This is a genomic window from Sphingomonas ginsengisoli An et al. 2013 (genome assembly GCF_009363895.1).
In the GTDB taxonomy this organism is placed as follows: Bacteria; Pseudomonadota; Alphaproteobacteria; order Sphingomonadales; family Sphingomonadaceae; genus Sphingomicrobium; species Sphingomicrobium ginsengisoli.
In genome coordinates this window covers 2,880,590-2,896,542 of record NZ_CP045434.1, presented here as the reverse complement: position 1 = coordinate 2,896,542, position 15,953 = coordinate 2,880,590, and the positions used below count along the sequence as shown (strand labels likewise).

Sequence of the window (15,953 nt, the reverse complement as noted above, 5' to 3'; positions counted from 1 at the left end):
AAATAACGGCGCCAAACTCCGCTTCCGAGCGTGAACCCCGACTGACTAGAAGCGGTCGGGAAGATTAACTTTGCCGCACAGTTCCTGATGGCGGCGGATGGCGAAGGGGTCGGTCATCCCGGCGACGTAATCGGCGACGTTGCGCGCCCGCGCGGTCAGATCGTCGGCCCCGCGATGCCATGCGTCGGGCAGCAGCCGCGGCTCGGCGAGGTAGGCCTGGGCGAGGTTGGCGACGACACGCTGGGCTTCGCGGCGCACCGGCTGCAGCGCGGGAGCGTTGTAGAGATTGGCGTAGAGGAATCGCTTGAGGGCGCGCTCCTCCGCAGCCAGTTCGGGCGAGAAGCCGACCAGCGCGTGGCCGGCTTGGCGGACGTCGGCGATGGTCCGAGGACCCGCCGCCGCGATCCGCCGGCGGGTCTCGTCGAGCAGGTCGCCGACCATGGTACCGATCTGGTCGCGGACCAGCGCCTTCAGCTTGCGGTCGATCGCGAGGTCGGGGTGGCGCCGCTCGATCGCTTCCCAGTGGCGGCGGACGAAGGGCTGCTCGAGCAACTGGTCGAGGCTCAGCAGCCCGGCGCGCAGCCCGTCGTCGATGTCGTGATTGTCATAGGCGATGTCGTCGCTCAGCGCGGCGACCTGCGCCTCAAGGCTCGGCCAGGAGGCGAGGTCGAGGCCGACCGTGCGGTCGACCTCAGCCAGCGCCCACTGCGGCGCGGCGACCGGGCCATTGTGCTTGGCGAGGCCTTCAAGCGCTTCCCAGCTGAGGTTGAGGCCGTCGAACTCGGGGTAAGGCGCCTCAAGGCAGGTCACCAGCCGCAGCGTGTGGCCGTTGTGGTCGAACCCGCCCCACTCCTTGAGCGCGGCGTCGAGCGCATCCTCGCCGGCATGGCCGAATGGCGGGTGGCCGAGGTCGTGGGCGAGGCAGAGAGTTTCGGTAAGGTCCTCGTTGAGGCCGAGCGCGCGGGCGATGGTGCGGCCGATCTGCGCGACCTCGATCGAGTGGGTCAGGCGGACGCGATAATGGTCACCGTCGGGGGCGACGAACACCTGGGTCTTGTGGCGGAGGCGGCGGAAGCTGACCGAGTGGACGATGCGGTCGCGGTCGCGCTGGAACAGGTCGCGGGGGCCGCGCGGGCCCTGGTCGGGTTCGGGATGGCAACGGCCGCGGGACTGGTCGGCGCGGGCGGCGAGCGCCGCGAAGGAGGTCATTGGGCGGGAAGCTTGCGGACCAATTGGCCGGGCGCGCTGGTCCAGCTGAAACTTTGGATCTGCACGCTGGAAAGGTCCTCGGCGAAGGTCTGGGCGTCCGCCGTGCTCTTGAACGGGCCGATGAGCAAGCGGGTGCGGCCGCCGTCCTCGGCGAGATAGGGGCTGATGTTCTCGAACAAGTCGCGGTTGCGGCTGGCGAGGCGGCGGAATTGCGCGGGCAGCGCGGCGGCGTCGGTGCCGCTGGCGAGCTGGAGCCAGATGCGCGGACGCGCGGTGGCGACGCCCACCGTCGGCACGGCGCTGGCGGCGACGCGCGCGGCAGGGAGCGTGGCGACGGGGATGCCGACCGGCGCGGCGGGGACCGGCGCGGGCGCTTGCGGCGTGCCGGCGCGGAGCAACTGGTCGATGTCGGCGAGGCGGTCGGCCGGGGGTCCGGCCACCACCGTGGCGATCGAGCCGCTCGGGGCCGGCGCGCCGGTGCCGGGCATCACGCCGAAGTGGACCGCGGCGATCTTGTCGGCCGGGCGGAGCGTCGACAGGCGGCGCAGGAACGGGTCCATCATGCTCCCCTGCCCCGGCAGCGCGGCGTTGACCGCGCTCACCGCCCCCGCGGTGTCGCCGGTCAACGCGAGCACGAAGGCGCGGGCGCGCAGCGCGCCGGGATCGCGGCGGGCGAGCAACGGGTCGAGCGTCGCCAACGCTTCCGAACGGCGGCCGCTGACCGCGAGGCTGAGCGCCAGCCGCCGGCGCGCTTCGTTGGGATCGGTGCCGGTGAGCGCAACGCGATAGTCCGACTGCGCCTTGGCCTGGTCGCCGAGCAGGTCGAAGGCGAGCCCGCGGTCGAGCGCGATCGCGGCCTGGCTGGCGCCCAGCCGCTGGGCGGCGGCGAAGGCCTGCATCGCGGCGGTGGGGTCCATCAGCTGGACCAGCGAGGCGCCCTGCCCGACCCGCGGCACCCAGCTCGACGTGTTGACGTCGCTGGCGCGGCCGAAGAAGCCGATCGCCGCCTCGGCGTCGCCGCTGGCAAGCGCGGCCTGGCCCGCGCCCAGGAGCGCCTGGTAGTTTCGCGGATCGCCGGCGAGGATGCGGATGTTGCGGGCGAGCGCGGCAGCCGGCGTCTCGATCTGCCCCGGCAGCGGCGCCGGGGGCGGCGGCGGCGCGTTGCCGCCGATATATTGCGCGGACGCCACTTGGGGCAGCGCCAACGCCGCCGCCCACGCCCCGAGCACGATGTTCCGGATCATTCCCACCCCGTGCCTGCGCCTAGCTTGCCCGCAGCTTGCCGATAGGGGGGCGAGCGACAGGGCGTGGTGGACGGCGGGTGAGTTGAAACGACGAACCCCGGCACAAGGCCGGGGTTCGGGTTCGATCAGCAAGGATCGCCAGCGCGGGCGTTACTGATTGTTCTGGCGGTTGAGGAAGCGCGGGATGTCGAGCGGCTCGCGGCGGATGGTCGGGGCCGGCTCTTCGTCGAGCTTGCCCGCGCCGCGCGCGATGTTGCTCATCCGCTCGAACAGCGTCCCGCTGTCGCGGACCGGCTTGGCCTTGGGGGCTTCCTCGGCCTCGGCGGTGGGCGGCGGCACCGGGGGCGCGCCGACCGGCGAGGTCAGGATGTCGTCGCTGTCGAGCAGCAGCTCGTCGGCGTCCTCGTCCTGGCCGAGCTCGAGCGGCTCGGCGGCGGCGGTCGGCGCGGGCGCCGGAGCGGCGGCTACTGGAGCGGCCGCGGTGGTGGTGGCATTGCGACCGGCACCGGGGAAGCTGAACACCTTGGTCGGGGCGGCGCTGCTGGCGGTCGTCGAGGTCGGCTTGGTCGCCTCCTCGGCCTCGATCCCGGTGGCGACCACCGAGACGCGGATCTTGCCGTCGAGGTCGTTGTTGAAGGCCGAGCCCCAGATGATGTTGGCGTCGGCGTCGACCAGTTCCTTGATGTGGCTGGCGGCCTCGTCCACCTCCATCAGGCGCATGTCCTCGCCGCCGACGATCGACACGATGACGCCCTTGGCGCCCTTCATGCTGACCCCGTCGAGCAGCGGATTGGAGATGGCCTTTTCTGCCGCTTCGATGGCGCGATTCTCGCCCGAGGCTTCGCCCGTGCCCATCATCGCCTTGCCCATCTCCCCCATCACCGCGCGGACGTCGGCGAAGTCGAGGTTGATGAGGCCAGGCATGACCATCAGGTCGGTGATCCCGCGGACGCCCTGCTGGAGCACCTCGTCGGCCATTTCGAACGCTTCCTTGAAGGTCGTGTCCGAGTTGGCGAGGCGGAACAGATTCTGGTTGGGGATGACGATCAGCGTGTCGACGTGAGTCTGCAGCTCCGCGATGCCGGCGTCGGCAGCGCGGGCGCGGCGGGCGCCCTCGAAGGCGAACGGCTTGGTCACCACGCCGACGGTCAGGATGCCCTTGTCGCGCGCGGCCTTGGCGATGACCGGCGCGGCGCCGGTGCCGGTGCCGCCGCCCATACCGGCGGCGATGAAGCACATGTGCGAACCGTCGAGCAGGCGGTCGAGTTCGTCGATGGTTTCCTCGGCAGCGGCGCGCCCGATCTCCGGCCGCGAGCCCGCCCCCAACCCTTGAGTGATCTTCGGTCCGAGCTGGACGCGGCGATCGGCCAGCGAATGGTTGAGCGCCTGCGCATCGGTGTTGGCGACGAGGAAGTCGACGCCCTGAACATCGCGGCGGATCATGTTGGCGATGGCGTTGCCGCCAGCGCCGCCGACGCCGATCACCGTGATCCGGGGACGAAGCTCATCGACGGCCGGACGGATGAAATCGATGCTCATGACGTGAAGTCCCCCAAAGGCGCTGCCTAGCGCGTTGAATGCTCGACACGAATCTATGAATCGCCCGAGTCCCGCGGGCAAGCGGAAAAGTTAACCAGTCCGACGAAAAGAAGGCGGGATGTGACCAAACGGACTCAAGCTGATTCAGAACGGCACAACCGGCCGTCTGGGTTCAGGCCGAATCGCCCTTCATCGCCGCGATCAGCCGGCTGAACATGCCCCCGCCCGCGGCCTTGCGGCGGTGCCCGGCCTGGCCGAGCGCGATGTCGCGAATGTCGCTGGGGCCGCCGTGGCCGATGAGGGCCAGCCCGACCAGGGTCGAGAAGCCCGGGCCCGAGTGGGCGTCGGGGAGGCCGGTCAATTGCTTGGGCCGGCCGACCCGCACCGCGCGGCCGAGCACGCCCTGCATGTAATCGGCGATGTTCTTGAGCTCTGCCCCGCCCCCGGTCAGCACGACCTGGCGGCCGACCGGGCCGGTGAAGCCCAGTTCCTTGAGGCTCTTCTCGATCTCGCCGGTGATCTCCTCGACCCGCTGGCGGATCACGGTCATCAGCTGCGCGCGGCTGATCCGCATCGGCTCGGCATGTTCGTCGGCACCGACGCCGCGCGCCTCGACCATCTCGTGATTGTCGCGGGGACTGGTCATCGCCGAGCCGTGGAAGCATTTCATCCGCTCGGCATCGCGGCGGCTGACTCCGAAGGCGCAGGCGATGTCGTCGGTGATATCGCGCGCGCCCAGGGGGATCGAGCGCAGCCCCACCAGCATCCCGCCGGCGTGGAGCGAGACGTTGGTGGTCTCGGCGCCCAATTCGACCAAGGCGACGCCGAGGTCGCGCTCCTCCTGGCTCAGCACCGCGAGGCCAGTCGCGACCGGCGCGGCGACGATCGCGCGGACGCCGAGGTGCGCCTGGCGGATGGTGAGGTCGACGTTGCGCAGGGGGCCGGCGTTGGCGGCGATGACGTTGATGTCGACGCCCAGTTTCTCGGCGTGGAGCCCGACCGGGTGCTTGACCCCCTGGACGTCGTCGAGCGTGTAGAGCGCGGGGTTGGCGTGGAGCACGACCTGGCCCTGGCGGTCGACCGCCTGACGCCCGGCGGCGAGCAGCTCCTCGACGTCGGATTGCTCGACCTGGTGGCCGCCGAGCAGCACCTCGACATTGGCGAGATCGCTGGTGAGGCCGCCGGCGCCGAAGCTCGCCCAGACGTCGTCGATCGACTGCGCGGCCATCCGCTCGGCCTGCTCGACCGCTTCGCGGACGGCGACCTCGCTCGCCTCCATGTCGGTGATGAAGCCGCGCTTGACCCCGCGGCTCTCGCGCTGGCCGGTGCCGAGCACGCGCAGCCGCCCGTCGGCATCGCTGGTGCAGATGAGCGCGGTGACCTTGGACGAACCGATGTCGAGCGCCCCGATCAGCGGGGTGGTCTGGGGAGCGGCCATTAGCTCGGCTGCTCGGTCGGCTTGGGGGGTGGCGGCAGGTCCTGCGGCAGGCGGACGATCATCTTGCCGGGCACGCGCAGGTCGAAGCGCTTGAACCCGCGGCCGAGGAGGCCCTGGGTGCGGTCGCGCTTGGCGAAGCGCTTAAGCGCGGTGGCGGCATCGTCGTCGCCTTCGGGGAGCGCGAGCGTCTCACCCGAGGTGAAGGCGAGGTCCCAGCGGCGGCCGCCGATCCAGGTCGCCGAGGCGAGTTGCGGTTTCAGGGTGGGCACGTCCTTCATCAATTCGCCCAGCTCGACCGAATGGCCGTTGGCGCCCTGGCCGATGATCAGCGGGAGGTCGGGCATCTTGTCGAGCGGGACCGGCGCGAGCACCACGCCCTCGGCGTCGACCAGGCTCAACTGCCCCTTGTTCTGCCACACTGCGGCGGGCTTGCGCTCGACGATGTCGATGACGAGCTGGTCGGGCAGCCGGCGCGAAACGCGGGCGTCCTTGACCCAGCCATATTGCATCAGCTGGTCGCGGATCGCGCTGGCGCTGACGAGGGCCTGCGCGGGCTTGTCGTCGCGCTCGGACAATTCGGCGGCGCGGTGGAGCTCGCCGGTAACGACCTCGTCAACGATGCGGCGGTCCATCCGTTTGAGGCCCACGATCTGGTAGCCGGCGACCGAGAAGCCGGCGGCGCCGGTCGCCTCGCCCGCGGCGTGGCCGATCTTGGCGGGGAGGTCGAGCGCGAAGCCGACCCCGACCAGCAGCGCGGTGACGAACAGGCCGAGGCCCCAGCCGGCCAATTTGCCGATCTCGCGCTTGGCCTTGGCCGAAACGGCGGCCTGGCGCGCGGGCTTGCGGCTGCCCTTGCGGGCGCCCGTCCCACCGCGCCGGACCGTTTGCGCGTTCATTGCAGCGCCTCGGCGATCAGCTGTTCGACCAGCTCGCCGTAGGAAATGCCGCGCTGGCGGGCCTGCTCGGGGACCAGGCTCAGCGGGGTCATGCCGGGCTGGGTGTTGACCTCGAGCAGGTAAACGCCGGCCTCGCCCTGCGTGTCGTCCCAGCGGAAATCCGATCGGCTGGCGCCCTTGCAGCCAAGCACCCTATGCGCGGTCAGCGCCATGTCGAGCATCGACTGGGCGATCTCGTCCGGAACCCGAGCCGGGCAGATGTGCTCGGTTAGGCCGTCGGTATATTTGCTGTCGAAATCGTAGAAGCCGACCTTGGGCTTGAGTTCGGTGACGCACAAAGCCTCGTCGCCAAGCACCGCGACGGTCAGCTCGTGGCCGGCGATGAAGGGCTCGGCGAGGAGTTCGTCGAATTCGGCCCACGGCCCCGCGACGTCGCGGCCGATCGGGCTGCCGTAATTGCCCTCGGCGGTGACGATCGCCACGCCGACCGACGAGCCTTCGTTGACGGGCTTCAGCACATAGGGCCGAGGCAACGGGTCGCCCGAGTGGAGGTCGGCGCTCTTGACCATCGTCCCCCTGGGCATCCGCACGCCGGCCGGGACGAGCAGCAGCTTGGTCAGTTCCTTGTCGATTGCGATCGCCGAGGTGGTGACGCCCGAATGGGTGTAGGGAATGCCCATCAGCTCGAGCATGCCCTGGACGGTGCCGTCCTCGCCCGGATGGCCGTGGAGCGCGTTGAAGACGACGTCGGGCTTCAATTCGTTCAGTCGCTCGGCGACGTCGCGGCCCATGTCGAGGGTGCTGACGTTCGACCAGCCGCGCTCGCGCAGGGCATCGGCGACGCCCTTGCCGCTCATCAGCGAGACTTCGCGCTCGGACGACCAGCCGCCCATCAGGACGACGACATGCTGATCGCGATTCACTCCGCCACTCCCACGCGCTCTTGTTTGGCGTCGTCGGCAAACATGCCGACCCGCTGAATTTCCCACTCTAGCTCGACCCCGCTGTGGGCTCGGACGCGGGTGCGCACGTCTTCGCCCAACTGCTCGATGTCGGCGCTGGTCGCGCTACCGAGGTTGAGGAGGAAGTTGCAATGCTTTTCCGAGACCTGCGCCCCGCCGCGGGTCAGCCCGCGGCAGCCGGCGGCGTCGATCACTTCCCACGCCTTCTTGGGCAGCGGGTTCTTGAAGGTCGAGCCGCCGGTCCGGCTGCGCAGCGGCTGCGAGGCTTCGCGGCTGGCGGCGATGCGGTCCATTTCGGCCTGGATCGCCTCGGGTTCGCCCGGCTCGCCGCGGAAGGTGGCGGAAACGACCACCGCGCCGGCCGGCAGCTCCGAATGGCGGTAGGTGTAGCCGAGGTCGGCGTTGGTCAGGGTAACAAGCTCGCCCGAGCGGAGGACGACCTCGGCTTCGATCAGCACGTCCTTTACCTCGCGGCCGTAGGCGCCGCCGTTCATCCGGACGAAGCCGCCGACGGTGCCGGGGATTGAGCGGAGGAATTCGACGCCCGTGATGCCGGCGTCGCGCGCGGTCGAGGAAACGAGGATGCCCGAGGCGCCGCCGCCGCAGCGGATGGTGACCTCGTCGAGCCGCTCGACCGTCGCGAAGGGCTTGCCGAGGCGGACGACCACGCCGGGCACGCCGCCGTCGCGGACGATCAGGTTGGAGCCGAGGCCGAGGGCCATGACGGGGACCTCTGGCGGGAGAGCGCGAAGGAAAGCCTGGAGATCGGCGACGTCGGCGGGTTCGAACAGGGTTTCGGCGGGGCCGCCGGACTTGAACCAGACGAGGGGCGCGAGGGGGGCATTGGGTTTGAGCTTGCCCCTAGCGCTTGGGATCCGCTCGTCCTGAGCGGAGCGAAGCGAAGTCGAAGGGCGCCCTTCGACTGCGGCCTGCGGCCTCCGCTCAGGACGAGCGACCTCGGTGGCCCGCTCGCTCACTTGTTGGCCCTTGCGGCGCACACCTCGTCGGCGAGCTTGGCCGCCCACTTGGTGATGTCGCCCGCGCCCATGCAGATCACCATGTCGCCCTCGGCAGCGAGGTCGCGCAATACGCCGCACAGGTCGTCGAGGTCGGCGACGGTGCGGACCATGCGGTGGCCGCGGGCGCGGATGTCGTCGGCGAGCGCGGCGGCGTCGACGCCCTCGATCGGCTGCTCGCCCGCGGCATAGACCGGCGCGACCAGCACCACGTCGGCGTCGTTGAAGGCGGCGGAGAATTCTTCCATCAGGTCGCGCAGGCGGGTGAAGCGGTGCGGCTGGACCACCGCGATCACGCGCCCTTCCGCGCTCTCGCGCGCGGCCGACAGCACCGCCCGGATCTCGACCGGGTGATGGGCGTAGTCGTCGATGATCAGCGCGCCGTCGACCTCACCGACGCGGGTGAAGCGGCGCTTGACCCCGCCGAACTGGGCGAAGCCTTTGCGGATGGCCTCGTCGCTCATCCCGAGTTCGAGCCCGACCGCGATCGCTGCCAGCGCATTCTGGACGTTGTGCCGCCCGGGCATCGGCAGACGCACCCCGTCGATCACCCGCCGCCCGCCGTCGCGCTCGAGCACCAGCGCGTCGAAGCGCGAGCCGCCGTCGGCCGCGACTACATTCTCCGCGCGCAGGTCGGCGCTGGCCGAGAAGCCGTAGGTGATGACGCGGCGGTCGCGGATGCGGCTCAAGATCGACTGCACCACCGGATGGTCGATGCACATCACGGCGAGGCCGTAGAAGGGCACGTTCTCGACGAACTCGACGAACTTGTCCTTGACCACGTCGAAGCTGCCGTAGTGGTCGAGATGCTCGGGATCGATGTTGGTGACCACCGCGATGGTCCCGTCGAGGCGGAGGAAGCTGCCGTCGCTCTCGTCGGCCTCGACCACCATCCAGTCGGACTTGCCGAGGCGGGCGTTCGAGCCATAGCTGTTGATGATGCCGCCGTTGATCACGGTCGGGTCGATTCCGCCGGCGTCGAGCATCGCCGCGATCATCGAGGTGGTGGTTGTCTTGCCGTGGGTGCCGGCGACCGCGATGGTCGACTGCATCCGCATCAGCTCGGCGAGCATCTCGGCGCGCTTGACCCGCGGCAGGCGGCGCTCGGCGGCGGCGGCGACCTCGGGATTGTCGGCCCGGATCGCGGTCGAGGTGACGACGACGGTCGCCTCGCCCAGATTGTCGGCGCTCTGCCCGATCATCACCGGGATGCCGGCCTTGCGCAGGCCTTCGGTGACGTAGCTGTCGGCGACGTCCGAGCCCTGCACCTTGTAGCCCAATTGGTGCATCACCTCGGCGATGCCCGACATGCCGATGCCGCCGATGCCGACGAAATGGATGGTGCCGATGTCGGTGCCGAACGCCTTCATGCCGCGGCTGCTCCCGCCGGCTTGAGCGAGGCCGCCGGCGCGGTCGCGGTGGCGGGGCCGACGAGCGTCGGGGCCTGCTTGTTGGCGACCCGCTCGACGAGGTCGGCGAGGTCCTGCGCGGCGCGGGGGCGGCCGACCGACAGCGCGCGGGCGGCGGCGTTGGCGAGCGCCTCGGGGTCGGCGGCGAGCGCTTCGATCTGCCGGGCGAGCATCTCGGGGGTGAAGTCGGGCTGCGGGATCATCCGCGCTCCGCCCGCCCGCGCCATCTCGCGCGCGTTGGCGGTCTGGTGGTCGTCGGTGGCGATCGGCAGCGGGATGAGGATCGCGGGGCGACCGGCGGCGGTCAGCTCGGCAATGGTCGAGGCGCCGGCGCGGCCGATGACGAGGTGCGCGTCGGACAGCTTGGCGGCCATGTCGTCGATGTAGGTGGTGAGCTCGGCCGGGATCTCGAGCACGCGATAGGCCTCGCGGACCAGCTCGATGTCGTCGGGGCGGCATTGCTGGACGATCTGCAGCCGGTGGCGGAGCGAGGTGTTGAGCGCCGCGAAGCCGCGCGGGACGACGCGGCCGAGGATGGTCGCGCCCTGGCTGCCGCCGGTGATCAATATCTTGAGCGGCGAATATTCGTCGAAGGCGGGAAACGGCTGCTCGCCCAGCCGGACGATCGCCTGGCGCACCGGATTGCCGACCAGCACGCACTTGGCCTTCTGCGAGGGCTTCAAACGCCCGATGCGCTCGTAGGCGGTGGCGATCGCTTGGGCGCCGCCGGCGAGCAGGCGGTTGACCCGGCCGAGCACCGCATTCTGTTCGTGCAGCACGGTCGGGATGCCGAGCGAGCGCGCGGCGAGCAGCGCCGGGAAAGCGGGATAGCCGCCGAAGCCGATCACCGCATCGGGCCGGCCGCGGCGATAGAGCGCCTTGGCCTCACGCCGCCCGGCGAGCACGCTCAACATGCCCCTGGCGAGCGCGATCGGGTTCCTGGTGATCCGCCCCGCCTGGAGCACCTCGACCGGCACGCCGGCGAACAGCCCCGGAATGCGACGCCCACGCTCATCGGTGATCAGCAGCACGCCATGCCCGCGCGCCTTCAACTCGGCGGCGAGCGCATGGGCCGGGATCATGTGGCCGCCGGTACCGCCGGCGGCGAGCACGAATTGCATTGGTCTTATCGGTCCCCGTTCCACGTCACCACATAGGGAGAGCGCTTCAGATACGGGTTTCGGCGCGTAAAGGCGAGCAGCAGACCCATGCCGATCGACAGCGCGAGCATCGAGCTGCCGCCGTAGCTGATGAACGGCAGGGTCATGCCCTTGGACGGCGCGAGGCGGACGTTGACCGCCATGTTGATCAGCGCCTGCAACCCGAACTGCGCGGCAAGGCCGGCGGCGGTCAGGACGGCGAAGCTGTCCTCCTCGTCGAGCAGCTTGACCAGCACGCGGGCGACGATGGCGAGGTAGATGGCGGCGATGGCGATGCAGGCGATCAGCCCGAACTCCTCGCCGATCACCGAGAAGATATAGTCGGTGTGCGGTTCGGGCAGGCCGAACTTGCGGGTGCCCCCGCCCGGCCCCATGCCGAACAGCCCGCCCGCGGTGAGCGTCCGCATCGCATTCTCGACCTGGAAATTGTCGCCCTCGCCGAACAGGAAGCCGTCGATGCGGACGGTGGCGACGGGATAGAAGAAGTAAGCGAGGACGACCCCGACCACCGCCGCCAGCCCGAGGATGCCGAGCGTGCGCAGGTTGATGCCGGCGAGCGCAAGCATCACGATCCACACCGAGCCGAAGATGATCGTCGAGCCGAAGTCGGGCTGTATCATCAGCAGCACCGCGACCATCCCGGTCAGCGCGCCCGACACCCAGAAGACGGGCAGCTTCTTGTCTTTGTCCTTGAGGCTGAGCAGCCAGGCGGTCAGCACGATGAAGAAGGGCTTGAGGAATTCCGACGGCTGGACCTGGGCGAAGCCGACACCGAGCCAGCGGCGGGCGCCGTTCACTTCCGGCCCGATCAGCGGCACGAACACCAAAGCGACGAGGCACGCGACCGCGCCGATCAGGCTCAGCCGCTTCGCTCGCTCGCGCGGCATCATCGAAATGGCGATCATCACCGGCAGCGACACCGCGATCCACACGATCTGGCGGTAGAAATAATGCAAGGGCGCGACCGAGACGGTGGCGCCCGAGTAGCGCTCGCCCGCGGCCGGGCTGGCGGCGGCGACCGCGATCAGGCCGATGCCGATCAGCACTGTGACGAGCAGGAGGAGGACGCGGTCGATCTCCCAGAACCAGCGGCCCACCGCCGAACGGTCGGCGCGACCGTAGCGATTGGGGTCAAGCAGCGGGCTCGCTTTGAGCTTCCCGGCCAGGATCGTGTTCATAGTGCCCCCACTAGCGCCTTGAAGGCGTCCCCGCGTGCTTCGAAGTCTTTAAACTGGTCAAACGACGCGCACGCCGGCGAGAGTAGAACAACCTCGCCCGCTTGTGAATCCGCCGCCGCACCTTTCACCGCATTTTCAAGCGTTTCCGACTCGGTCACCGCGACGCCACGCTCGCGCAGCAGACGGGCGAACAAAGGACCGGCCTCGCCGATGGTGTAAGCGTGGACGACATGGTCGAGATGGTTGGCGGTGTCGCCGAGGTCGTTGGTCTTGGCCTGCCCCCGACGATCCAGCGAATGTGGGGATAAGCCGCCAGCGCGGGCGCCGCCGCCTCGGCATTGGTCGCCTTGCTATCGTTGACGAAGAGGACGCCGTCGCGGTCACGGACGCGCTCACTTCGATGTGGCAAACCACGAAAGGTCTCTAGACCTGCATCGATGCGCTCTTGAGAGACGCCAAGATCGAAAGCCACGTTGCTTGCAGCAAGCGCATTGCTGGCGTTGTGTGGCCCTTTGAGGCAAGACCATTCCTTGCCACGAGATCGAATCTCGGCTGAGATTTCGGCGTTCTCATCGAAAGACCAAAGATCGTCGTAACGGTAGAATCCGACGGTTCGATAATTTCCGCGAGTCCTTCGCAAGGCTTCGCCGACGGCCGTGGCGGTCGCATTTGACGCGTCGAAGTAAGCGATGTGCTTGGACGACTGCATCTCGAACAACCGTGCCTTGCTCGCCGCATAAGCCTCAAAGCTCTCGTACCGATCGAGATGGTCGGGCGTGATGTTGAGGAGCACGGCGACGTCGCAGTCGAGGCTCTGGGTGAGGTCGATCTGGTAGCTCGACAGCTCGAGGACATAGACCCCGCCCGCCGATAGCGGCTCCTGCCCGAGGATCGGGAGACCGATGTTGCCGCCCATCGTGGTCGGCACGCCTGCGGTCTTCAGGATGTGATGGACCAGCGCGGTGGTCGTGCTCTTGCCGTTGGTGCCGGTGATCCCGACCACCTTGTGCGGCGGCAGCTCGGGGCGGGCGCGGGCGAACAGCTCGATGTCGCCGATGATCTCGATGCCGGCCTCACGGGCGCGGGCGGCGAGCGGGTGGGTGTTGAGGGGGACGCCGGGGGAGACTACGAGGGCGTCGAAGGGGGTGAGGTCGGCCTGGGTGAAGTCCGCCACGTCCAGCCCGCTCGTCCCGAGCGAAGTCGAGGGGCGTTCGTCCACCGCTCCGTCAGCGCCCCTCGACTGCGCTCGGGACCAGCGGAACTCTTGCGAGAGCGCTTCCCGCGCCTCTTCCTTCTCATCCCACGCCGTCACCCGCGCGCCGCTCGCCAGCAACGCGCGGACCGTCGCCTGCCCCGACCGCGCGAGGCCGTAGACGGCGTAGTGCTTCCCGGCCCAGGCCTGAGCCGTGATCACCGCAGCTTGAGGGTGGAAAGCCCGGCCAGCGCCAGGATGAAGGCGATGATCCAGAAGCGGATGACCACGGTCGGCTCGCTCCACCCCTTGTGCTCGAAATGGTGGTGGATGGGGGCCATCAGGAAGACGCGCTTGCCGGTCCGCTTGTAGACCGCGACCTGGATGATGACCGAGAGCGCCTCGACGACGAACAGGCCGCCGATCAGCGCCAGCACGAATTCGTGGTGGCACGCCACCGCCACCGCCCCAAGCGCGCCGCCGAGCGCGAGGCTGCCGGTGTCGCCCATGAACACCGCCGCCGGAGGCGCGTTGAACCAGAGGAAAGCGAGGCAGGCGCCGACCACCGACAGCAGCAGCACGGTCAGGTCGCCGGTCCCGAGCACATGCGGGATGCCGAGGTAGGTAGCGTATTTGGCGTTGCCGACGAGGTAGGCGATCAGCACGAAGGCGAGGCTCGCGATCACCACCGGCATCGTCGCTAGCCCGTCGAGGCCGTCTGTCAGGTTCACCGCATTGCCGAAGGCGACGATGACGAAGGCGCCGAAGGCGACGTAAAACCACGACAGGTCGGCGACCCACCCTTGCACGAACGGCAGATAGAGGTGGGTGCCCGAGTTGCGGACCATCAGCCACGTGGCAAAGCCGGCGATGATGAACTCGAGCGCGAGGCGGACCTTGCCCGGGATGCCGGCATGGTGCGCCTTCTTGACCTTGTCATAGTCGTCGAGGAACCCGATCGCGCCGAAGCCCAACGTCACCAGCAGGCACGCCCAGACATACGGGTTGGCGAGGTCCATCCACAGCAGCACCGAGGTGGTCACGCTGACCAGGATCAGCAGCCCGCCCATGGTGGGCGTGCCGCGCTTGGCGAGGTGGGTCTGCGGCCCGTCGGCGCGGATCGGCTGGCCCTTGCCCTGCCGGACGCGCAGCCAGTTGATGAACCACGGCCCGAGCACCAGCCCGATGAACAGAGCGGTGGCGGTCGCCGCGCCGGCGCGGAAGCTGATGTAGCGGATGAGGTTGAGGAGCCCGGGGAACCCCAGCGCCTCGGCGAAGACGTAAAGCATTAGGGCTTGAACCCCTTTCCGCTGGCGGTGCCTGCCACCCGCTCGACCAGCCCGGCAAGGCCGACCCCGTTGGAGGCTTTGACCAGCACCGCATCACCCGGACGGAGCCGTTCGAGCAGCGCCTCGGTCGCCGCCGCGGCGTCGGCGACGCGGGTCACCGGCAATTCGCCGACGAGCTCGCGCTCGAGCGGGGCGGTGGCCTCGCCGACGAGGATGAGTTCGTCGACCTTGTTGGTCAGCACCGGCTCAGCCAGCCCGGCGTGCTCGCGCTCGCTATGCTCGCCCAGCTCGAGCATCGTGCCGAGGACCGCCAGGCGGCGACCGGCGACCGGCTCGGCGGCGAGGTTCTTGAGCGTCGCCGCCATGCTGGCCGGATTGGCGTTGTAGCTTTCGTCGATCAGCAGCGCCTCGCCGCCGTCGAGCGCGATCTTGTGCCGCTCGCCGCGGCCCTTGATCCCGCCCATGTCGGCGAGCGCCAGGCCGCCCGCGGCGAGGTCGGCGCCGAGCGCTTCGACCGCCGCCAGCACGCCGAGGCTGTTCGATACCCAGTGATCGCCGGGCTGGGCGATGGTGTAGGTGAGTTCGGCGCCGAGCAGGCTGGCGGTGACGAGGCTGCCGCCATTGCTCGCGCGGACCGCATGGACCGCGGTGACGTCGGCGTCGCCCGAGCCGAACGTCACGACCTGACCGGCATGGCGGCGGACCGCCTTCACCAGCCGGTCGCGATAAGGCGTGTCCTCGGGCACAATGGCGATGCCGTCGGGCTCGAGCCCCTGCGCGATTTCGGCCTTGGCGTCGGCGATTGCCTCCATCGACCCCAGATTCTCGATGTGCGCGGGCGCGAGCGCGGTGATCAGGGTGACGTGGGGGCGGACGAGGCGGGTCAGCGCGGCGATCTCGCCCGAATGGTTCATCCCCATCTCGAACACGCCGAACACGCTGTCGCGCGGCATCCGGGCGAGGCTGAGCGGCACGCCGGTGTGGTTGTTATAGCTTTTGAGCGAGCGGTGGACGCGGCCCGGGTGACGGCGGGCGAGCGCGGCGGCGAGCGCTTCCTTGGTGCCGGTCTTGCCGACCGAGCCGGTGACCCCGACCACCTTGCCCTGCATCCGGGCGCGGCTGGCGACCGCCAGCGCGGTCAGCGCCGCGGCGACGTCGTCGACCAGCACGTGGGGGCCGTCGACCGGCCGGCTGACGAGCGCGCCCGCCGCGCCTTGCGCGAAGGCCTTGGCGACGAAGTCATGGCCGTCTGCGACCGTTCCCGGCATCGCCACGAACAGCCAGCCCGACTCGACCTCGCGGCTGTCGAAGGTGACGCCGGTCGCGTCGAACGGGGCGGACGCGCGTCCGCCGGTCGCGGCCTCGATCTCGGCCGAGGTCCAGAGGGGCAGTGCATCAGCCATGACGCTCGTCCTGAGCGG

At 69.6% G+C, this 15,953-nt stretch carries 12 protein-coding genes and 1 pseudogene; all 13 read right to left on the bottom strand.

Annotation, left to right across the window (positions count from 1 at the left end):
- Nucleotides 1-45: 45 nt before the first annotated feature.
- The gene (locus GCU42_RS14120) at nt 46-1,209 is read right to left on the bottom strand and encodes a deoxyguanosinetriphosphate triphosphohydrolase (protein ID WP_114228427.1); all 1,164 of its coding nucleotides are present in this window, start codon (nt 1,207-1,209) and stop codon (nt 46-48) included.
- Nucleotides 1,206-2,453 carry an SPOR domain-containing protein gene (locus GCU42_RS14115; protein WP_114228428.1) on the bottom strand — a complete coding sequence of 416 codons (1,248 nt, stop codon included), beginning with the start codon at nt 2,451-2,453 and terminating at the stop codon, nt 1,206-1,208. Before GCU42_RS14115 ends, GCU42_RS14120 begins: the two co-directional genes overlap by 4 nt.
- A 150-nt stretch (nt 2,454-2,603) precedes the next feature.
- On the bottom strand, nt 2,604-3,992 hold the full coding sequence (gene ftsZ, locus GCU42_RS14110; RefSeq protein ID WP_114228429.1) for a cell division protein FtsZ: 1,389 nt from the start codon (nt 3,990-3,992) through the stop codon (nt 2,604-2,606).
- 172 nt (nt 3,993-4,164) lie between these two features.
- Nucleotides 4,165-5,430 carry a cell division protein FtsA gene (gene ftsA / locus GCU42_RS14105; RefSeq protein WP_114228430.1) on the bottom strand — a complete coding sequence of 422 codons (1,266 nt, stop codon included), beginning with the start codon at nt 5,428-5,430 and terminating at the stop codon, nt 4,165-4,167.
- Complete coding sequence (locus GCU42_RS14100) at nt 5,430-6,326, bottom strand: cell division protein FtsQ/DivIB (RefSeq protein ID WP_114228431.1); 897 nt, start codon at nt 6,324-6,326, stop codon at nt 5,430-5,432. The genes ftsA and GCU42_RS14100 overlap by 1 nt, the downstream gene beginning before the upstream one ends.
- Entirely contained in the window at nt 6,323-7,219 is an 897-nt protein-coding gene (locus GCU42_RS14095) for a D-alanine--D-alanine ligase (protein ID WP_425505013.1), read from the bottom strand. The genes GCU42_RS14100 and GCU42_RS14095 overlap by 4 nt, the downstream gene beginning before the upstream one ends.
- Nucleotides 7,220-7,245: 26 nt before the next feature.
- A complete protein-coding gene (gene murB / locus GCU42_RS14090; protein WP_114228643.1) occupies nt 7,246-8,163 on the bottom strand; it encodes a UDP-N-acetylmuramate dehydrogenase in 918 nt (305 codons plus the stop codon).
- Between the two features lie 98 nt (nt 8,164-8,261).
- The gene (murC, locus tag GCU42_RS14085; RefSeq protein ID WP_114228433.1) at nt 8,262-9,674 is read right to left on the bottom strand and encodes a UDP-N-acetylmuramate--L-alanine ligase; all 1,413 of its coding nucleotides are present in this window, start codon (nt 9,672-9,674) and stop codon (nt 8,262-8,264) included.
- On the bottom strand, nt 9,671-10,834 hold the full coding sequence (gene murG / locus GCU42_RS14080) for an undecaprenyldiphospho-muramoylpentapeptide beta-N-acetylglucosaminyltransferase (protein ID WP_114228434.1): 1,164 nt from the start codon (nt 10,832-10,834) through the stop codon (nt 9,671-9,673). The genes murC and murG overlap by 4 nt, the downstream gene beginning before the upstream one ends.
- 5 nt (nt 10,835-10,839) lie before the next feature.
- Nucleotides 10,840-12,051, bottom strand: coding sequence for an FtsW/RodA/SpoVE family cell cycle protein (locus GCU42_RS14075; protein ID WP_114228435.1), 1,212 nt, complete (start codon nt 12,049-12,051; stop codon nt 10,840-10,842).
- Nucleotides 12,048-13,465, bottom strand: a pseudogene (gene murD / locus GCU42_RS14070) (UDP-N-acetylmuramoyl-L-alanine--D-glutamate ligase). The gene GCU42_RS14075 and the pseudogene murD overlap by 4 nt, the downstream one beginning before the upstream one ends.
- Complete coding sequence (gene mraY, locus GCU42_RS14065; protein WP_114228437.1) at nt 13,462-14,532, bottom strand: phospho-N-acetylmuramoyl-pentapeptide-transferase; 1,071 nt, start codon at nt 14,530-14,532, stop codon at nt 13,462-13,464. Before mraY ends, murD begins: the two are co-directional and overlap by 4 nt.
- Nucleotides 14,532-15,935: a UDP-N-acetylmuramoyl-tripeptide--D-alanyl-D-alanine ligase gene (locus GCU42_RS14060; RefSeq protein WP_114228438.1), complete on the bottom strand. Its 1,404-nt coding sequence runs from the start codon at nt 15,933-15,935 to the stop codon at nt 14,532-14,534. The genes mraY and GCU42_RS14060 overlap by 1 nt, the downstream gene beginning before the upstream one ends.
- Between the last annotated feature and the right edge of the window lie 18 nt (nt 15,936-15,953).

Bases quoted from the DNA above. Each gene is read 5' to 3' on its own strand.
- GCU42_RS14120 (WP_114228427.1), bottom strand. From the start codon at position 1,209: ATGACCTCCTTCGCGGCGCTCGCCGCCCGCGCCGACCAGTCCCGCGGC.
- GCU42_RS14115 (WP_114228428.1), bottom strand. From the start codon at position 2,453: ATGATCCGGAACATCGTGCTCGGGGCGTGGGCGGCGGCGTTGGCGCTG.
- ftsZ (WP_114228429.1), bottom strand. From the start codon at position 3,992: ATGAGCATCGATTTCATCCGTCCGGCCGTCGATGAGCTTCGTCCCCGG.
- ftsA (WP_114228430.1), bottom strand. From the start codon at position 5,430: ATGGCCGCTCCCCAGACCACCCCGCTGATCGGGGCGCTCGACATCGGT.
- GCU42_RS14100 (WP_114228431.1), bottom strand. From the start codon at position 6,326: ATGAACGCGCAAACGGTCCGGCGCGGTGGGACGGGCGCCCGCAAGGGC.
- GCU42_RS14095 (WP_425505013.1), bottom strand. From the start codon at position 7,219: ATGGGCGGCTGGTCGTCCGAGCGCGAAGTCTCGCTGATGAGCGGCAAG.
- murC (WP_114228433.1), bottom strand. From the start codon at position 9,674: ATGAAGGCGTTCGGCACCGACATCGGCACCATCCATTTCGTCGGCATC.
- murG (WP_114228434.1), bottom strand. From the start codon at position 10,834: ATGCAATTCGTGCTCGCCGCCGGCGGTACCGGCGGCCACATGATCCCG.
- GCU42_RS14075 (WP_114228435.1), bottom strand. From the start codon at position 12,051: ATGAACACGATCCTGGCCGGGAAGCTCAAAGCGAGCCCGCTGCTTGAC.
- mraY (WP_114228437.1), bottom strand. From the start codon at position 14,532: ATGCTTTACGTCTTCGCCGAGGCGCTGGGGTTCCCCGGGCTCCTCAAC.
- GCU42_RS14060 (WP_114228438.1), bottom strand. From the start codon at position 15,935: ATGGCTGATGCACTGCCCCTCTGGACCTCGGCCGAGATCGAGGCCGCG.